Raw genomic sequence first — 20,009 nt, forward strand, 5'->3', positions numbered from 1 at the left:
TGCCTTTATTACCCAAGTGTACTTATTGTTGCATGAAAATTTTATGTGAGGAAGGGAATATGAATATCAAGTAGTTGGCCGTAGTTCTTTATACCTACAATTAGATATACCACAATGCATAAAATAAAGAAAAATGACTTTTTGTAAACCTTCGATAACAATATTAAGAAGAATAAATTACAAATTTCAAAATATCTCAAGGCTAAAACTGGAATGGAAAGCATAGAGTAAAAAATAGCGACTCCACAAAATGACATAACATATTCGTAGCTGAATACGTATTGCCGGGTTTTTTTATTTAAATATATAAATATTATGCTAACCAATTGCAAAAATGGTAATGTTGAAAACATATTAATTGTATCTCCAACACCTTGACTCTGTAATAACAGGTAGTTATTAATCCTGTCGATATTTATAATGCCTGAAAAGATCAATGTAGGTAATAATAAAACAATCGGTGAAAAAAGGAAGAACTTTCTATAACCAACAAATCTATGATTTACCGCAATATAAACAAGTATTGGCACAATTACAGAAAGGTGAAGTAAAATAGAAACTAAAAATACTAATAACTTTAGGGTCGTTTTTTTAGGAATAGCATATATTGCAAAACAAAATAGAGCCAAACTTAAAGCAATTCTTATTTGAATATATTCATGCAGGCATAACAAGTAAGACGAGTAAAAGAGCGTAAAAGCATAAATATTGTCTGTTGCTTTTGATATCGAAAACATTTTTATAGATAGCGTTACTAGTGCGCATACTAAAAGAAAATTAGCAAAGCCATCTCTCTGTACAGTAAATGGTTTGATTGACAATACAAAAAAAGGATCCTGTATGTTTTTAAAAATATTGCTTATGCTATTTGCTTGTGCATTCGTAAAATAATTCCAATAAACATAATAATCCTTCCAAATGTTAAAATCTTTAATACCAACTAAATATGAGCATATTATTACAAAAGTTATAATAAAAATGAACTTCAGATATCCTTTAAATGAAATGGTCATGCGGAAACCTATTATTAAAGATCTAATTTATAAACAATTACCGTTATTTTTTGCGCGAGGATGCCTACCTGTCATGTAGCAATTTACAAGTTTGTATGCATGTATGAATTTAAGTTTATACATATAGTATAAAAATATTTTTACTATTTCTGATTTAGCCATAAAATTTGGATAGTACTTGGCTGTCAGGGCAGCATCATATATTCGCTCATATTCTCTAAACTTCGAAATATTTTTATTAGCTCTGGATAAACTGTGCTTTAAGACAAAACTACATATAGCATCAATTTCTTGATGTTTCGATATTTCATGCAATCTTAAAAAAAATGATGTGTCAATCCCATATAATACAAATCTTTCATCAAAAACCGTATTATAAAACTTTAGAAATTTTTTTATAAACTTACTACTCAAGGCTAATCCGGAAGAAATTGATATTACTTTTGTGGCATCAACTGATCTTTCTGATGCTACAACCTCCTTTTGTTCAATTGGATAATAGAAACTATTATCATCAACGCTATATATTCTTGGAATTATCAAATCTGCATTCAGAGAAATTAGATTTCCAAATTTATAATTAGTCACATCAGTATCATCATCAAAAATAACATAATAAAAACTTTTATTTTCACTAATAAATTGATTATATAGTTGGCTAAGCGGAGCATTCTCAAGTCTGTTATAAAACTCAATTTTGTCAATTCTTGATGTTAAATTATCCCATAATTCTCCCTCAGGTTTAATAAATTCAGGACCATTATTTATTACTCTGAGTGATATAGATGATAAATTATGACCAGCTAAGGTTTGAAGTGTCTTGGATTGAGAAATTTTTTTATTATACAATACAATCAGAATAGAAATGCTCGACATAATTCACCCTACAAGTATAGCAATAAAATAGTTCAACATTGGCAATACAAAAAACTAATAACCATACTCTTGTTGGAAGTTGCACATAAGTTAGGATTAACGCCACTTTCACTAGCTTATTTTAAAGACACGATGTTTTTCCCAATAATGTAATAACAACGATTGAAAAATTTCACTCATCGTTAGATCAAATTTATATTTAAATCTTTGCTTTAAATATAAGTGAAATTAATTATTAATTATTAATTACGTATCGAGAAAAAATGCAATATACAAATCACCATATTTAACCACTTTTTATTCAAGTCTAATGTACTGAAAAATATTTATAAATATCAGAACCGCCAATAACGTTTATGCATGCTGCATTTCTTTACAATGGCATTGGGTAAATATTTATAATTTTGACCCAGTTTATACCCTAAAATCTTCATTGAATTATTTATAAAAGCTACAGGTATCCACAATGGTCCATTTTTCAATAAAAATTTCAGCTCAGAAATAATAAATTTTTTACCTTCTCCACCTGCACCTCCGAAGGTGTTACGGATCCATTGCTCGTTAGTGTGAAATACACCTATATCAAAGTAACGTTTAAACTCTTCTAACGGAGTATAATTATGAGAATGTTTCACTATTGCATCTGACACATAGGCAACTTTATGATTCGTTTGCACTACCTTTGCCGTGTAATACATATCTTCGCATAATATTGTATCACACGGAAACCCACCCACTTCTCTAAATGTCGATAACCTGTATGCTGAAAATGAGTTTGACATAAATACTGTTTTCAATCCCATTTCTTTAATACTCTCATACCCATAACTATATGATATGTCTGGGTAATTGAAATATCTCGCATGTATTGCTATCGGGTTTGCATCATCATGCGGCAGCTGACGACCATAAGCGCAAGCAATTTTATCATCTTTGAAAACCTCAATTATTTTTTCAATAAAACCTGGCTGGGGGATAGCATCTTGTGTTAAAAATATCACAATATCATATACATCACTAAATTTTTCAACTGCAAGATTCCTAGTACCTCCATGATTGAAGTCCTCTCCTGAGATAGTGATTACATCAAAACCTGCATCTCTTGCAATACTAGCGGTTTCATCTAAGCTACTAGAGTCAATAATATGAACCAACAAGTTTTCTGGGGCGTATTTCTGAATATTCTCGACAGCAGCCTTCCAAATATTCCCACCATTATATGTCGGTATTGCAATATAGTAATTCATAACATACTCTTTGTTGTTTAAATTAACTTAATAAGCGCCATCTTTTTTTAATACAACACCAACAGTCTTAAATAAAATTGCTATATCATTCCACATGGACCAATTTTTAACGTACCATGCGTCAAGATATACTCGAGTTTCATAATCAACATCGCTACGGCCACTGACTTGCCATAATCCTGTCATACCGGGTTTGCTTAAAAGGTAATAATCGACCTCATCATTATATCTCTCGAGTTCCGCAGTAATTATTGGCCTTGGGCCTACTAGACTCATCTCACCCTTCAAAACATTAAATAACTGAGGTAGTTCATCGAGACTCGTCCTACGAAGGAAACCTCCGATCTTAGTTATTCGTGGGTCATTCTTCAGCTTAAATGTAGCATCCCATTCTCTCTTAGCTTCAGGATTATTTTCAAGTAGATCTTCTAGAACCTCTTTGGAATTTATTACCATAGATCTAAACTTGAGACACTTAAAAGCTTGGCCATCTTTACCAATCCGCTCATGACCATAGATAGCTGGCCCGCCATCTTTTTTAACTTTACGACTAATATATATTAATGCAGGTGAGAGAATAATAATAATTGATAATGAACCAACAATATCAAACAAACGCTTAAGGAATCTAGATGACCATTTTGCTAAGTTTTGCTGGACGCGAAATATCATTACTTCGTGACTAAATATAAAAGACATATCCGTGCTATCTAGTGGCATCCCACGCAATGTAGGTATAACTGATACATACCTATATCCTTTTATCATGAAGTGTCTCAACCATGTGTTACGAATTTCGCCTTGATGAGATTCAACAGCAACTATAAATTGTGTTTTTTTGTCTATTGTTGATAGCCAGCTTGGATCATTATCTAATACAGGGATATCGTCAATATCTTTACACTTATTAACATCGTTTTCACTATCAATGAATCCCACAATTATCAAACCAAGATTATGTTCACTACTTATTGCTTTATATGCCTCTACAGCATTGTTACCGCTACCGATAATCCATGTATCTCTGCGCCATAACCCAAAGAAATCAAGCACTCGTTTAGTTATCATTCTTGTCAATGGGACAAATAACAATACAAAAAACCAAGTTAACATCCATACTATTCGAGAGAATGACCAGCTTGTAAATGCCATTACAGCAATTTCAATCACAGCAAAAATAACTAATGTCCGTAGAATCTCTTTTAACTCAAACCAGAATGTTTTACGGTAAAAGTAATGACGAAGCCTTATAGCGAACCATCCGATACAGCAAAAACCCAAAAGTAAATGAAGAGTGAACCAGCCTTCTAAAAAATTGACTGTTAATGTGTTTATGTATGCACTTGATAAAAAACCCAGCAAGCCAATTGCTATATATATAGATATATTAAAACTTATAAAATCAGATAAAGCTAATGCCAGACTGACATAAAAATTTTTGCCGAGAAGCGTCATAACTCCCTCTCATTTATTGTTTTTTTGCTTAACATTAAATTATAATTAATTAAATATGCCGAGAGAAAAGGAGCCAGGCATTTATACCTGGCTTTTCCATTTTATTTTTTATCGTCAGTATAGGAATATCCGTAATGATTATAACCATAGCTATAATAACTACTGGCTTTTTTTACAACTCCATTAAGAATACATCCTTTTACTGTTACCCCACTCTGTTCAAAGCGCTTAACACTTACATCAAGTTCCTTAGCTGTATTTAACTCAAAGCGGGCAACAAGTAAGGTTGTACCTGCATAATGACCTATAATCGCAGCATCCGTTACTGCTAGAATAGGCGGCGTATCAAGCACAACTATATCATAATTACGACTTGCCCATGAAACCAAATCATCAAAACGTTTATGCATCAATAATTCAGCTGGGTTTGGAGGAACCATTCCTCTTGAGATAAAATCAAAACCAACACCTGGAAGGGTTTTAACAGCTTTAGCTATATCAATCCTACCTGAAAGTAAGTCTGACAAACCATTTTCATTAGTAACGTTAAACAACTTATGTGTATAACCCTTTCTCAAGTCAGTATCGACAAACAATACTCTTTTACCGGTTTGTGCAATAACTGCTGCCAAATTTGAACTCACGAATGTCTTGCCAGCATTCGGACTCGCCCCAGAAATCATTAAAACATTATTTCTTGCTTCCATCATAGCAAAATGAAGACTTGTTCTTAACCCACGAATAGCCTCAATTGCCAGATCAGCTGGATTGTCAACAGCAAGAAAACCTTGGATTTCGCTTTGATTTTTTTTACGCCATCCCTGTGTTTGAGTTGCATTTTTAGCAAATGCCTCAGAAACTGGGATACTTGCGTATACGTTAATACCAAGTTCTTCAAGTTGCTCTGGAGATTCAACCCCTCGACGTAAAAAGACACGTAAAAGAACTATACCTACGGATAATACCCCCCCCAAAAATATCCCTGCTAAGACAATAATTGTTTTCTTTGGCTTGACAGGTTTTGGCTGAGTTACTGCGCTATCAACAATTCGAACATTACCTATAGCACTTGACTTAGCAATATTTAACTCTTGTTGTCTATTAAGTAATTGCATATATACTGCTCTTCCAGAATCAACATCACGGCTCAAACGCAAAATTTCCTGCTGCGTTTCAGGCATTGATGCCACCCTCTTGTTGAGCTTAATCTTCTCATCTTGTAAAGTTTTTCTTTTCTCCATTAAAGCCTTATACGTAGGATGCTCTTTTGTATAAAGTTGAGATATTTCAGACTCCCTGAATGTGAGTTCATTTAGCTGATTATCAACATTGACAATCTGATCTAAAACCGACTTTGCCTCTAATGATAAATCAACGGAATCGTTTTGCCTTCTATACAGGTTTAGTTTATCTTCAGCTATATCAAGATCACTTCTAACTTTTGGCAATTGCTGATTCAAAAAATCTAAACTTTTGGCATCCTGAGCAGCCTGTCTTGCAATGTTTTGTGCAAGGTAATTACTGCTGATACTATCGACTATGTTTGCAATAAGTATAGGATCTTCTCCAGTCAAAGAAATGGTCAGCATTCCTGTATCCTTTCCTTGATCGCTTATTGCTAATGATTGCTGAAGATTAGTTATAGCTTTAAGTTTTGAAGTATAATTTATTGTAAATTCTGTACCAGGTAAGGCATCAATAGTATCAACTTTAATAGACAAACCATCCACTTCTAATAAAGAACCAACTTTGCCTTTATAAGATTTATCGCCAACCATTAAAGTAAATAAATTATCATCCTCAACTTTTAATTTAAGTTCAGGTAACTCACTGTTATTTTCGTCTATATAGAATCGTGAGATTTTTACGGACGCAACTTTCTCCCCGGTCAACCGTGCCCAACCACGTCCAAACAATGGAAAATAATCTTGCTCAACTTTCGTTTGAAGATTAAGATCATCTACTGTCTTTCCTAAAATCATTCTAGATTGAAGTAATGCGATTTCTGGTGCAGATTGAGGTTGGCTATCAGGCAGTACTTGACTAAGACTACTTAATATCGCATTACCTTGCTTTTGTTCAACTTGAATGAGTGAATCGGCCTGGTACACTGGAGTTGCAAATATTGCATATACCAACGCCAATAGAGTAAATAACGCTGTGATCGAAATAATGAGTTTATGATGATCAATGAGTTCTCCAATGAGACGTCCCAGATCAATCTCATCTGCTTCTTTAGCAACCTTTTTATTTGCTACTGATGACATGAATGAATTCCTGAATTTATACGCCTAGTTTCTCAGCCCAACGATTTCCGGCTTGCTCAATTAGCTTATATACAGAAGCAAAGGCCTCATCACTTTTACGGTATGGATCGGGTATTTCTCTTTGCCCTAACCATTGACCAAAAAGCATAGTTTTCCCCCTAGCTTCAGGAGCAATTCGACCTATCTGTTCGATATGATATTTTTCCATTACTAATATCAAATCGTATTTACGGCTTAAAACAGAAGTGAATTGCTGAGCAATATGACCTTCGAGACTAAGGCCATGAAGTGATGCAATTTTAATCGCACTTTCATCGGCAGCATGACCAATAAGTGCACCAGTACCAGCAGAGTCGATAGTCTTAGCTGGTAACAGCTGACGTAAAAAACGCTCGCCCATGGGAGACCGGCAGATATTACCAGTGCATACAACTAGTATTGAATCAAACATAATTATGGCCAAGTTTTAATATAACGAACCGTTTCAGTCATATCATGTACACCACTGATTGTTGGTACCAACTGTGATATAACCCTATTCCAACGGACAAGAGGAGCTGTAGTTACATATACGATATCGTATGGTTGTAGATTAAACTCAGTACCTAAAACCATCGCCGAGGCATCCTGTGCATTCAACTGATAGATATCAGCTATTTTGCCTTGCTTATCCCCTTTTAATTGCCGTATAACAAAAACTCCAGTTGCATCGCTTAATGACTGAGAGATGCCCTCTGCGTTTCCTAGCGCCTCAGCTAAAGTCATACCACTTCGGTCCATTTTCATCGTACTTTGTTTTCCGACTTCCCCCATAACAAATATCTTGAGGTCATCATTACGAGGTATAAATAGTATGTCGCCAGGATACAACAAACGATTCTGTGTTAAATCTCCTTTTTGCATCAGAGAATACAACGATATTTTCGTATCCTTACCCGCATGGGTGAGTACTACATTCCGCCAATCGGCATCAGAAGCTAACCCACCAGCAGCATTAATAGCATCCATTACTGTTAAAGGAATATTCGTAATCGGTTGCTGACCTGATTTTGCGACTTCACCAGTGACGTAAACTTTCTGCGATCGAAACGCAGCAATGCTGACATCAACCTGCGGACTTTCAATATACGTAGTCAGGCGATTCGCAATCTCTTGTCTCACTTGCGTTAACGTCTTACCCGCGACCTGAACTTTGCCAATATATGGATAGAAAATAGTCCCATCAGAGTTTACCCAGTTGCCCGTATCACTTGCGCTACGATATTGACCCGCAGGGGTTGTCAACTCAGGGTGATCCCATACAGTAACCATAAGCACATCGCCAACGCCAATACGATACTCATAGCTTTTTAACAGGCTATCTAATTGAGGATTCGAACGAGCAATGACGGGTTCGGGGCGGAGTTTATCTATCAGACCCGGTGTCATGGGATAAACATTAACCAGTTTATCCAGATCGTAGTCGCTATCAGGCAGCTCAACCACATTCTTACGAAGGCTATTCAATCCCTGGCCCGGCATGATTGTACAACCCGATAAAAACCCTATAGCTAATGCCAATGCCGAAAATCTAACAATTTTTTTCTTCATAATGTCACATCATCAGTAAACTAAAAGTGTCTAATTCCCAAACTACCGCGCGTTTTTTAGCTCTTCACAGACTGCTGAAACCATCGGTCACATAACAGCCTGCTGACATCCTAAAGTTGCTGTAGCTGGGCTATAAATTAAATGGTATTTCAATCCCGGCACTGGCACCAACGTCGTCGCTATCACTGTTATCAGCATCGGTGTACCAGAGAGAAGTATTTAAACGCACTGATTTATACACATCACCGCTCCAGCCCAACTGTACTCCTTTCAGAGTATCCGATTGCGGGAAGGCTTTATTTATCGACTGACTTCTAGGATTGACCTTGGCATAGGCCAAGCGTGCGCTCCAGCGTTGATTATCTTCCGTCACCAATTCAACCTTGCCGGCGTATAATTGGCCATCGCCGCCCATTGCGTCACCCAGCGGATATCCTTGTTGATAATACCCGTCGGTATAAATATGGTGGTTGTAGCTGTAGTTCAGGCGGTCCATGTTCGATCGAGTATCATGCGCTTCCACATACCAGTTGATGGCATCTTTACCCCAACCGTGGTGTCCCTCAACTCCTCCCAAGAACATATTTGCTGAGGGAAGATAGCCGGCCTCGTCTTCACCAATAAGTTGACCATAGAAACTAATCGGCCAACCGAGCGTAGGCTCTAGCTTAAATTTAAAATCAAAACCGGCTAGCTGGTTACCCGGTTCATTGGCTGTACCGGTGTTATCTTTACCCGTAAAACCATCCCAAAAGCTGCTAAACGATTCCGGTCTCCCCTCCCCGCCCCACTGCATAATGCGCGATGCACCAAGCTCAAGGGACTGGAAAGGAGAAAACGTCAGACGACCGCCGATAATTTTGGTATGCGGTACGGCGGTATATTGATTCATCTGGCTGGCGGAAATCTGATACTGCCAAGGTCCAATCCAGCGCAGCCACCAGGTTTCCGGTGCAGCCTGTTCAGCACGCTGCATTAAAACGCCGGTCATCGGGCGCATCGCATCACCGCGGATTAGACTTCCTTCATAACCCGGTCCCCACCACTGCGGCATCTGGCCGAAGGAGATCCATTGGTTCCAAAATTTAACCGCGCCGTAGGCGCCGTTAGCATTAAAACGTGAACCGTTGCTGATGCGTTCGTCACCTTCAACATTACCCTGCAGGTGCACATCCCACCATTCGCCGCTGTTATTAAAGGCTAATGATAAAGAGCTATCCGCAGGCTGATTCTGCCCAAACCCCTGCGGCGTTCCGGGTTTATCCGTTGAGGTATAGCCACTCACCCGGAAATCAGCTTTTAAGGAATCGAGGCGTTGGTTGATTCGAGCGAGAACAACCTGTTCAGAAGAGTAAGAGGGTTTTGCTTTCTTAAGTGCCCGATTAATCTCTTCCTGGCTCAGAGGCCAGGTCGACAGGCTGAGATGAATAACGCCGCGATCGGAAAGCCACGCCAGATCGTTGCGCAGTTCGTTGTCATTCATCACTAACCCGGAGGCATAGGCAAGTGAGCTGGCAGAAGTTAGCAGCCCTAATGCGAGTGCGATTCGCGCAATTTTTATCATTGTACAAGATCCATTTAAAGCCCCGTTTTCGCAAGCTGGCGCGACAAGGGGAACACTGATAGATGCAGCGCCCTCTGACGCCAACCTTTGCTATGTTTGGTCTACAGGTTTGATCAAAGAAAACGAAAGCATGTTATCGGAATCTCATGCCAATGCTCGCTTTCGGTTCACAGGCTACCTGCAGTACACAATGTATGCGAAATTGTTATTGAAGGCCATTCCTTACGCTTCATACCCGCAGCTTCTCCTGCCCGCCGTCAAACGAACACGTTCTGAGCTGGCGACAACATGCAAGTATATACAGGTTGTAAAGATAATCACCTGTATAGCGTTCACTTTAGGAATTTCAGTCGCATGAAATGAGATGTGATATGGAGAAAACGTCCGTCCGCAGGTACGCTACCGCCCTTGGCTTAACAGCTACCAATGCACTGTACTTCTTTCCCTTTAAATTCAATCGCTGATTTCGATAAATCGGCGATTAATCCATCAAAACAACAATTTCGCGGCCATAAGTTTACGAGATTCTGCCCTCAATTGGGAGCGTAATCTTGAATTATCAGATACGCTGGCAGCACTATGAACGACCCGCCGATAAGGTTATTATTTTCCGGCTATCACGATCAAATGCCAACAGTATCGAACAACCAGATAATTTCAACCTTATGATTTTATTGCTTTTTCACCACAGAAAGTGTATTGACTTAGTTTCAAATTAATTATAGTTAGTCAACTACAAAAATTAATAGTGAAAAGAATTATGCCAGCATGCTGTTATCATTAATAAATTCGATATTTAGCCAGAAAAATTATTTAGGAAACATCCTGGCTGATTATCATTATGCTAATTATTGCGCAGAATGACCCATCACAGATTTATTTCATGGATATGAAATATTGCAACTGCAGACCATTTCACTTTAAATTTCATATCGCATGCAATGTGAACAGAACATGAGTCACTCTGAATCCTTCATCTCTCCCACGCTCCCCTGAGTCAGTAAAATCCATTATGCAGGTCGGCACGGGTAAAAGGTTTTTCCAGTGGGCCAAGCTTCACCGCTATCTCGCCCAGCAGCGATTGGGTTGGCGCTTTCGCCCCGGTATTCAGCAGAAGCGCCGGGATAATGATCATGCTCGCCAGACCGCCAAACGATAGTTGCGCTGTATGAGTATCACGAACACGCAACTGGAGTAGCAGAAAGGCTGCGCTCCCTGCGGCACCCAGCAGTAAGCCGGCAATCACTTCCGAAGTTGAATGTGCATGAACCATCAAACGGGAATACCCTACCAGCCCGGCCAGTGCATACCCTAATAAGACGGCAGTAAAACGAAGAGCTGGTGTGGCGCGCGCGCACAGCAGCCATAAGAGGATTGGCCAGAAAGCGGAAGAGAGTGCGGTGTGCCCGCTAAAGCCAGTGAAGTCCAGCTCGCGAATCCCGATACCCCAACCCATAAATGCCAGTTTTGATGCGCAAACAATGGCGCCTGTTATGCCGAACAGCAGAGCCCAGTGCCAGGCCAGCTGCTTTGAATCTTTTCGCAGAAAAAGAACGATAAACAGTACGGCCGCACTGGGTAACAGTACGGTGCTATCGCCAAAAAAAGTGACAACTTGCCAGTTCATTTCTTTTTCATCCTTTGACGATCTCTCCAGTCCGTAACGTCTTTTCCGCGACATTGGTGTGGGCATACACAATCAGTAACTTCACATTATTATGCATGCGTTACCGTTGTTTAATGCGCAAACATGATCTCAGTCAAGTTTTATTTTCGTCTCACGCCTTGACTAAGGGCCACTTACTTAAGAAAAGTCTTAGTAAGTAATTATCAGCAAAGAGTAAATTTAGCTAGTCCGACCATTTCAGCATGTTACGTCTTCTTCTACTACCAGAAGTCTCCGAACATTGCCTCATGTTCGCAAATGCTACAATATAACAAGAAAAACGCTAACCCATTGTATTGAAATGGATATTAATCTGCGATATCTGCTGAACTTACCGTTGTGAACGGCCACGAATTGTCTGTTCTTCATCAAAAAGCTTGGGCCGTTCACTCTCATCCGCTAAAAAGCCATAGCGCTGAAACTACGCCAGCAGCTTCTTAATACTCTCGCGGAATTTTGCCCCTTCTTTATGGTTACGCAGACCGTAGCTTACAAAAGCCTGCATATAGCCCATTTTTTTGCCGCAGTCATAGCTATCGCCAGTCATTAACATTGCATCGACCGACTGCTTTTTCGCCAGCTCGGCGATGGCATCGGTTAACTGGATACGTCCCCAGGCGCCCGGTTCGGTGCGCTCCAACTCGGACCATACATCGGCAGAGAGCACATAACGCCCCACCGCCATCAGGTCAGAATCCAGGGTTTGCGGTTCATCAGGTTTTTCGATGAATTCAACGATTCGGGCCACCTGCCCAGCCGATTCCAGCGGATCTTTAGTCTGAATAACAGAGTACTCGGAGAGGTCGCCTTCCATCCGTTTGGCCAGAACCTGGCTACGGCCCGTTTCATTGAAACGCGCTACCATCGCGGCAAGGTTATAGCGCAGAGGATCGGCGCTGGCGTCGTCCAGAATGATATCCGGGAGCACCACCACAAACGGGTTATCGCCAATCAGCGGGCGGGCGCAAAGAATGGAGTGACCTAACCCCAGCTGCTGGCCCTGACGCACGTTCATGATCGTTACGCCAGGCGGACAGATAGCCTGTACCTCCGCCAGAAGCTGACGTTTTACGCGCTGTTCGAGCAATGCTTCCAGTTCGTAGGAGGTGTCGAAATGGTTTTCTACCGCATTCTTGGATGAATGCGTTACCAGCACGATTTCCTTGATTCCCGCAGCTACAATTTCATCAACAATATACTGCACCATAGGCTTGTCGACGATCGGCAACATCTCTTTCGGAATGGCCTTGGTGGCGGGCAACATATGCATCCCTAATCCTGCTACCGGTATAACTGCTTTCAAACTCACCATTTTCATATCCACCCGTATGGTTATAAACCTTTTGATCCTGTCAGTTTGTATGTATCACTGGCATTTATCAGTGATGATACACGGTTGATCTCTGCCATACTGTCCGTCAAATTCTGAAATTACACGCAGAATTTAAGAATACACGCAAAGTCTACATACCAATAGACAGTTTTAAGAAAATTCTTATGCGCATTTTTTCGACGTAAATACCCAATGTTTACAATAGGTTATGCAGAAAACCTACCCCATTCAATTCATAAGATAGAGTAATGGAGTTTATCGTTTCTCCATCATTCCTCTTTTAATACCTTGTTATCTTCCACCAAGAGTTGACACAGAACAAGTGACTGCAAAAAAATAAAAATCCAGACCATATAATCGATTATAGTGATAATAAAATTATTTAACGTACAAAACCGTCTGAACTACAGCAAATTACTCGTCACTATTGGCTTCAGCGGCACCGAGGGCTGTTCCGCTAAAATCGGGCGCATTCTACTTGCTGCAAATTATACCCAGCACCGTTTTGTCGCTCTGCCTCCCCGGTAACGCGCAGCACATCCTCCGGCAAAAATTGATCTCCGACAAGCCACAACATTAAGTAGTATAAATATCTAAATTCCGGAAAATCGTTGTTATATACATCAAATCTATTGATAAACTTTACCGTTGCGGGGCCGCTTCCTGGTATAGCAACTCACCGCCTCCGTAGGATCCAGCTTAAAATCATATGGGCCCTCTCAGTCTATATCGATGGAAATTCGCACGATGACAAATAACAATCAACCGATGTGCTGATGGTTGAATATGGTTATATCCTGCGCAAGTGGCTATTTTATTTACGGGTATTACGAGGCCCGATTTTGTACCTGAGGTAATTAGCAGCAGAAAATATTGCATTTTATCTATGGCTTATCCATGATCGGTACATGGCACTCTTAGGTTGTAAAGGTTTTAACTGAATATGGAATGGATTGCCGACCCCTCGATCTGGGCCGGGCTCATCACGCTTGTCGTTATTGAGCTGGTACTCGGTATTGATAATCTGGTCTTTATCGCCATTCTCGCGGAAAAACTCCCTCCCGCGCAGCGTGACCGGGCGCGCGTGACCGGTCTGCTACTCGCAATGGTGATGCGCCTGCTGCTGCTGGCGTCGATCTCATGGCTGGTTACTCTCACCAGGCCGCTGATTACGTGGCACGATCTAAGCTTTAGCGCCCGCGATCTGATTATGCTGTTTGGCGGGTTGTTCCTCCTCTTTAAAGCCACCGTTGAGCTCAACGAACGGCTGGAAGGCAAAGATAGCGATAACCCGACCCAGCGTAAAGGCGCCAGATTCTGGGGGGTGGTAGCGCAAATCGTGGTGCTTGATGCCATCTTCTCTCTCGACTCGGTGATAACCGCGGTCGGCATGGTTGACCACCTGGCGGTCATGATGGCCGCGGTGATTATTGCTATTAGCCTGATGCTGATGGCCAGCAAGGCCCTCACCCGCTTTGTTAACAGCCATCCGACCATCGTTATTCTCTGTCTGAGCTTCCTGCTGATGATCGGCTTTAGCCTGATTGCCGAAGGCTTTGGCTTCCCCATACCCAAAGGCTACCTGTACGCGGCTATCGGCTTCTCGGTCATGATTGAATCCTTCAACCAGCTGGCGATTTTTAACCGCCATCGCTTTCTGTCGGCCAACCTGACGCTACGCCAGCGAACCACTGAAGCGGTGATGAATCTGTTGAGCGGGCGCAAAGACAGTAGCGAGCTGGATAGCGAGACCGCCTCGCTGGTTGCCGATCGCGACGATAACCCGCTGTTTAATCCGCAAGAGCGGCGGATGATTGAGCGGGTACTGAATCTCAATCAGCGTACCGTCAGCAGCATCATGACCTCGCGTCATGACATTGAACATATTGATCTCAGCGCGCCGGAAGAGGAGATCCGCGCCTTACTCGACAAAAATCAGCATACCCGCCTGGTGGTTACCGGCGGCGATGATGACGAAGATATGCTTGGCGTCGTGCACGTGATCGATCTGCTGCAGCAATCATTACGTCATGAACCGCTCAACCTGCAGGCCCTGATTCGTCAGCCGCTGGTGTTCCCGGAGATGCTGCCGCTGCTTCCGGCGCTGGAGCAGTTCCGCAAAGCCAGAACCCACTTTGCCTTTGTGGTCGATGAGTTTGGATCCGTTGAGGGCATTGTTACGCTCAGTGACGTTATGGAAACCATCGCCGGTAATCTGCCTAATGAAGTGGAAGAGATTGACGCTCGCCACGATATTCATAAAAACGGCGACGGTAGCTGGACGGTTAACGGGCATATGCCGCTGGAAGACCTGGTTCAGTATGTTCCCCTGCCGCTGGATGAGAAACGTGAATACCATACGGTCGCCGGTCTGCTGATGGAGTACCTACAGCATGTGCCCCAGGAAGGTGAAGAAGTGAACCTTGACGGCTACGTTCTGCGCACGCTGCAGGTGGAGAGCCATCGGGTGCAAAAAGTACAAATAGTGCCGCCGGCGCATGATGAAGATGAACTGGACTATGAAGTGTAATGATCTCTTCAATGAATTTTCTAAAGCCGCACGAACAATGGCAAACCGATTTTTGAGGAGCCGCTGACATTATTGCCGGGTGGCGGCTAACGCCTAACCCGGCCTACAAACCCACCCTCGCAACACATCACGCCTTACCCGTAGGCCGCGCAAGCGAAGCGCCGCCGGGCAATGCCACATGTCGCACTTTGTCAGCAAAGACGCCGACCCTGGATTATCATCCGCCGACAACAACCGCCAGACTTACAGCTTATCCAGTAGCTTCTTCACATCCTTGCCATCCTGGGTGTTTTTATTGCGTTCAGCCCATTCGCTAAGCCGTTTTTTCGCTTCATCCTGCAGCTGCTTACGGAGTATCTGGTCAACCTGCAGGCTATAGCTCAGCGTCTGCCAGTTACCATAAATTCGCAAAGGGATCGCCGTCTGCTTGAGCCTGTCGATGAGTTTACTTTCGCCCTTCCAGCCACCCAGAACCCGGACGTTGAAGCGCATATCGCAGTCCTCTTTCAGCAGGTTAAGCTCTCCCTGACCGGTTAACGCCATCAGTTCAGATTTCCCCTGCATATCCTTTAAGGTCACCTGTCCATTATCCAGCGTAAACTCGGTGCTGACGGAATCCAGCCGGGTCGCATTGTCATAGTTTTCCTGCGCCTGAACGTTGGTGCTGCGCTCGACGGCCTGCTGGACCAGCTGCTGGAAGTTGAGACCTTCAGTGCGTGTATCCGTCATCTGAATTTGCGCCTGCCCCTGCCAGCTGCGGCGGAACTCGTCGGCATCAATCTTGCCGCCGGAGAACTCACCGGTCAGCGAGAGCTTGCCGGTCAGGTTTATCGAATAATTGAACGCTTTCAGAATCGAGCCGATCTCAACGTTGTCGAGCTGTGGCTCGAAGGAGGCTCGCGGCGTTTCACCTTGCGCGTCCAGCGAGCCGGGAAGCGAGAGTCGCCCACCGTCCAGGTTCCCCTGCATCTGATGAATCGTCAGCAGCCCTTGCAGGTTGCTGATATCGCTTTTCACTTGGGTAAAATGCATGCCCCGCCACTGCAGTTGCTCAGCCGTCAGGCTCAGCCGGGCGTTAAAACCGCGCAGCGAGTTGTAATCCTGCTGAATACCGTTATCCGCAATCACCGGGCGTAGCTGCCTGGCCTGGCTTTGCCCTTGCTGGTTAACGCCATTATTGTCAGATGCAGAGGTATGAGACAGCAGGCTATCGAGGTTGAGCGTGCCCGCCTGAAGATTCAGCGTCCAGTCAGGCTGTTGGCCCAGCACCACGCTGCCGTTGCCGGCAAGGGTACTGCCGTTAGCCGTTAAGTTCAGCTTATCAAAGCTGAGCTTTTTCGCATCCTCAAGCCAGCTGGCCTGCATGCTGGCCTGGCCGCTAATCCCTTCAGGGGGAAGCTCCGCGCCGCGAAGCTGCCAGTTCAGTTGTGAAATATCCGCCTTCAGAGAATGAGGATAATCACCGCCCTGCACCTCGGCGGAAAAGGAAAGCGCCAGATCGCGCTGATCGCGGTTCACCCGGCCAGAGAAATCGACCGTTGCGCGATGGCTGCTGTCCTGCTCCATCTGCAGGCGGATATCGCGCACCGTCACCTGCTCGCCATCTTCATGCTGAAAAAAGAGCACGCTATCGGCAATCTGCAGCTTCTGGACATCGTACGACCAGCCGCGATCCTCGGGGACCTGAGGCAGCGTGTTATCATGCGGGACGACCGGAGCTCCCTTGCTTCGCACGGCTTCGGTTTTGGGGGTCAGCTGAATCACCGCCCCCTTCAACATCACCTGCTTAACCTGCAGCTGATGGGAAAGCAGTGGAAGCAGCCCGACGTCAAGGCGCATATTATCCGCACGAATAACAGGTTCTTCAGCGCCCGGGGCGGTCAGGGTCATGCGGCCTGAGAGAATGCTGAGCTGCGGCCAGACGTGCCAGCGCAGCGGCCCATTGAGTTCAAGCTGATAGCCGCTACGATCCGCCACCTCTTTAACCATATAGGCGCGAAAATCGTTGGGGTTGACCAGCAATACCAGCGCGGTAAGACCGGCGACAACTACCGCCAGTAAGATCATCAGCGTGGTCAGAATTCGTCTCATGGCATCCTCAGCAAACCGCTAAAATTATCAATCCTTGTCGATTCGACTCGCTACCGCGCCCTGCTGGTCGCGATATTTCGCATCTTCGCGGCGGTTATAAGGGCGCACCGCCGGGCCGGATAAAGGTTCAAAACTTAACGCGCCGATCAGCATCCCTGGACGCAGCGCCAGCGGCAGCTTACCCGAATTATAGAATTCCAGTACGATACAGCCGGACCAACCCGGATCGATACGGTGTGCGGTGACGTGCACCATCAGGCCCAGACGCGCCAGCGAAGAACGGCCATCAAGCCAGCCGACGAGGTCCGGCGGCAGGGTAACCGATTCAAAGGTCACCGCCAGCGCCAGCTCGCCCGGATGCAGGAAGAACGCTTCACCATCCGGCAGAACAATCTCTTCGCTCATCACGCGATCCAGCGCCGCGCTGACTTCCGCCTTCGGCCCACTCAGGTCAATAAAGCCCGCCGTGTGCCCGCGGAAAGTCCGAAACTTATTCCCCAGCCGAACATCGACCGTCGCGCCGTTAATGCGCTCAACGGGCGGGCGCGGATTAATGGCCAGACGCCCCTCATCCAACCAGGCTTCTATATCTCGGTCGCACAGACGCATGAACGTTCTCCTTTAAGGCATTGCGCCCCTACGCCTTCCGGGGATAAGGGCAAATTGGCTTCTCTTTGCACGTTACACAATTCGTTCGTGTTATTCAAAGAACTGACTGATCTTGGCCTTCAGAATATCGATGGCGATACGGTTCTTACCGCCGCGAGGCACAATAATATCGGCATACTGTTTGGAAGGGTCGATAAACTGCAGGAACATCGGGCGCACCGTTTTCTGGTACTGCGCCATCACCGAATCCATTGAACGTCCGCGCTCGTTAACGTCTCGCTTGATGCGTCGCATCAGGCAGATATCCAGCGGGGTGTCGACAAAAATGGAAAAGCTGAGTTCATTGCGCAGGCGGGCGTCGGTCAGCAGCAGAATCCCTTCAAGAATGATGACTTTCTTTGGTTCGATATGGATAGTTTCCGGCATACGGGTATGCTCAACGTAGCTATATACCGGCAACTCTATCGGCTGGCCGCTTCTCAGCATCTGCAGATGCTGAAACAGCAGACTATGATCCATGGAGCTCGGATGGTCATAGTTGGTTTTTACACGCTCTTCCATCGACAGATGACCTTGATCCTTGTAATAGCTGTCTTCCGGAATAACGCCGATATGTTCATCGCCGACCTGTTCACGTAATTCACGATATAGCGTACTGGCGATAAGGCTTTTGCCCGAAGCCGATGCGCCGGCGATGCCTATAATGACGCACTGATGAGACGTATCAGTCATAAATTTTTGCGACCTGATTAACCTGGGAATGTAGGAAGGGTGGCGGTTGACCGCCAAACGCCGCAATTATAGGGATTTCAGCGCGTCGATACCAGTGCTAAGCGCCTCTCGGGTCTATTCCTCCTCCGGCGACCAGCCTTGCGTATACCAGATATGCAATAAAGCGTACGAGCGCCAGGGGTGCCAGCGGCTGGCGTAGCGCGCAATCCGCGCCGGCGTCATGCCGGGAAAACGCTGTTTAATCAGATAATCATCCGCCAGAAAGATATCCGGCGCCTGCCAGCCGCGCAGCGCGAAATAGTTCGCCGTCCAGCGGCCTATGCCGGGCAGCGTCTGCAGCTGCTTTATTCCGGCGTCGATATTCTCCGGCGCGGAGAGGGGGAGATCGCCGCGGATAGCCGCCTGCGCCAGATGGATCAGCGCCTCCGCGCGCCGCAGGGGCATGCCCAGCGCCTTTAGCGCCAGCGGATCGGCCTGCGCCAGCCGCTGCGCGCTCGGGAAGAGATAAAAGCCCGGCGCGTCGGTCAACGGTTCCCCGAAGGCGGCCACCACTTTCCCGGTGAGCTTTGCCGCCATGGCCACGCTCACCAGTTGCCCGAGCACCGCGCGTACCGCTTGTTCAAACGCATCCAGGGATCCCGGCAGGCGCAGCCCCGGCCTTGGCAGCGCGAGGTTTCCCAGCGTCAGGCCGATCCGCTGCGGGTCGCAGGACAAATCAAATAAGCGCGCAACCCGCGCCAGGCACTCTTCCGCGACCGGCTGTAGCCCGGCGGAAAGCGTCACCCGCATGCCCTGCGCGGCGTCATCCGGCGTCACCGCGATCAGCCCGGCGTGGCCATTGAGGGCAAAGCTGCGGCAGTAGCTGTTGTCGACAAAGGTTTCAATCCCTTGCACCGTACGCGCCTCAAGAAAATGAAACATCCATTGCCAGTCGTAGGGGGGATGCCAGGGTAGCAGCGTCATCTTTTCTCCTTTTTTAGCGCTTCAATCATAGCGGCTCTGCGCCGCGGGCGCCTTGCTTTTAAATTCCAGTTGT

At 44.9% G+C, this 20,009-nt stretch carries 15 protein-coding genes; 1 reads left to right on the forward strand and 14 read right to left on the reverse strand.

What is annotated here, in order from left to right; genetic code table 11:
- Positions 1–41: 41 nt before the first annotated feature.
- The 10 genes from IYV58_RS18080 to galF form a co-directional block, all read right to left on the reverse strand.
- On the reverse strand, positions 42–1,013 hold the full coding sequence (locus IYV58_RS18080; RefSeq protein ID WP_142446887.1) for an EpsG family protein: 972 nt from the start codon (positions 1,011–1,013) through the stop codon (positions 42–44).
- Positions 1,014–1,040: 27 nt separating this feature from the next.
- Positions 1,041–1,889 (reverse strand): glycosyltransferase family protein, encoded by an 849-nt coding sequence (locus IYV58_RS18085; RefSeq protein ID WP_142446888.1) that lies wholly within the window; start codon positions 1,887–1,889, stop codon positions 1,041–1,043.
- A gap of 335 nt (positions 1,890–2,224) precedes the next feature.
- On the reverse strand, positions 2,225–3,136 hold the full coding sequence (locus IYV58_RS18090; RefSeq protein WP_142446889.1) for a glycosyltransferase family 2 protein: 912 nt from the start codon (positions 3,134–3,136) through the stop codon (positions 2,225–2,227).
- Positions 3,137–3,163: 27 nt separating this feature from the next.
- Entirely contained in the window at positions 3,164–4,591 is a 1,428-nt protein-coding gene (wbaP, locus tag IYV58_RS18095; protein WP_142446890.1) for an undecaprenyl-phosphate galactose phosphotransferase WbaP, read from the reverse strand.
- 101 nt (positions 4,592–4,692) lie between these two features.
- A complete protein-coding gene (locus IYV58_RS18100; protein WP_142446891.1) occupies positions 4,693–6,858 on the reverse strand; it encodes a polysaccharide biosynthesis tyrosine autokinase in 2,166 nt (721 codons plus the stop codon).
- A 16-nt stretch (positions 6,859–6,874) separates the two neighbouring features.
- The gene (locus tag IYV58_RS18105; RefSeq protein WP_131096444.1) at positions 6,875–7,309 is read right to left on the reverse strand and encodes an arsenate reductase/protein-tyrosine-phosphatase family protein; all 435 of its coding nucleotides are present in this window, start codon (positions 7,307–7,309) and stop codon (positions 6,875–6,877) included.
- 2 nt (positions 7,310–7,311) lie between these two features.
- The gene (locus IYV58_RS18110; RefSeq protein ID WP_131096445.1) at positions 7,312–8,448 is read right to left on the reverse strand and encodes a polysaccharide export protein; all 1,137 of its coding nucleotides are present in this window, start codon (positions 8,446–8,448) and stop codon (positions 7,312–7,314) included.
- Positions 8,449–8,578: 130 nt separating this feature from the next.
- Positions 8,579–10,012: a capsule assembly Wzi family protein gene (locus IYV58_RS18115; RefSeq protein ID WP_142469835.1), complete on the reverse strand. Its 1,434-nt coding sequence runs from the start codon at positions 10,010–10,012 to the stop codon at positions 8,579–8,581.
- Between the two features lie 997 nt (positions 10,013–11,009).
- Entirely contained in the window at positions 11,010–11,639 is a 630-nt protein-coding gene (locus IYV58_RS18120) for a phosphatase PAP2 family protein (RefSeq protein ID WP_131096447.1), read from the reverse strand.
- Between the two features lie 460 nt (positions 11,640–12,099).
- Positions 12,100–12,996: a UTP--glucose-1-phosphate uridylyltransferase GalF gene (gene galF / locus IYV58_RS18125; protein WP_024360046.1), complete on the reverse strand. Its 897-nt coding sequence runs from the start codon at positions 12,994–12,996 to the stop codon at positions 12,100–12,102.
- 958 nt (positions 12,997–13,954) lie between these two features.
- On the opposite strand from galF, the gene IYV58_RS18130 reads away from it, so the two are divergent.
- Positions 13,955–15,541: a TerC family protein gene (locus IYV58_RS18130; RefSeq protein ID WP_004122529.1), complete on the forward strand. Its 1,587-nt coding sequence runs from the start codon at positions 13,955–13,957 to the stop codon at positions 15,539–15,541.
- Between the two features lie 243 nt (positions 15,542–15,784).
- On the opposite strand, the gene asmA is transcribed toward IYV58_RS18130, so the two are convergent.
- The 4 genes from asmA to alkA form a co-directional block, all read right to left on the reverse strand.
- Positions 15,785–17,632, reverse strand: a complete 1,848-nt coding sequence (gene asmA, locus IYV58_RS18135; protein WP_064362738.1) for an outer membrane assembly protein AsmA — start codon at positions 17,630–17,632, stop codon at positions 15,785–15,787.
- Positions 17,633–17,659: 27 nt separating this feature from the next.
- Positions 17,660–18,241 (reverse strand): dCTP deaminase, encoded by a 582-nt coding sequence (gene dcd / locus IYV58_RS18140; protein WP_004122535.1) that lies wholly within the window; start codon positions 18,239–18,241, stop codon positions 17,660–17,662.
- Positions 18,242–18,331: 90 nt separating this feature from the next.
- A complete protein-coding gene (gene udk, locus IYV58_RS18145) occupies positions 18,332–18,973 on the reverse strand; it encodes a uridine kinase (RefSeq protein ID WP_004122537.1) in 642 nt (213 codons plus the stop codon).
- A gap of 114 nt (positions 18,974–19,087) precedes the next feature.
- Positions 19,088–19,936 (reverse strand): DNA-3-methyladenine glycosylase 2, encoded by an 849-nt coding sequence (gene alkA, locus IYV58_RS18150; RefSeq protein WP_049131073.1) that lies wholly within the window; start codon positions 19,934–19,936, stop codon positions 19,088–19,090.
- Positions 19,937–20,009 lie beyond the last annotated feature (73 nt).

It is taken from the genome of Klebsiella sp. BDA134-6, assembly GCF_015601345.1.
Taxonomy (GTDB): Bacteria; Pseudomonadota; Gammaproteobacteria; order Enterobacterales; family Enterobacteriaceae; genus Klebsiella; species Klebsiella grimontii.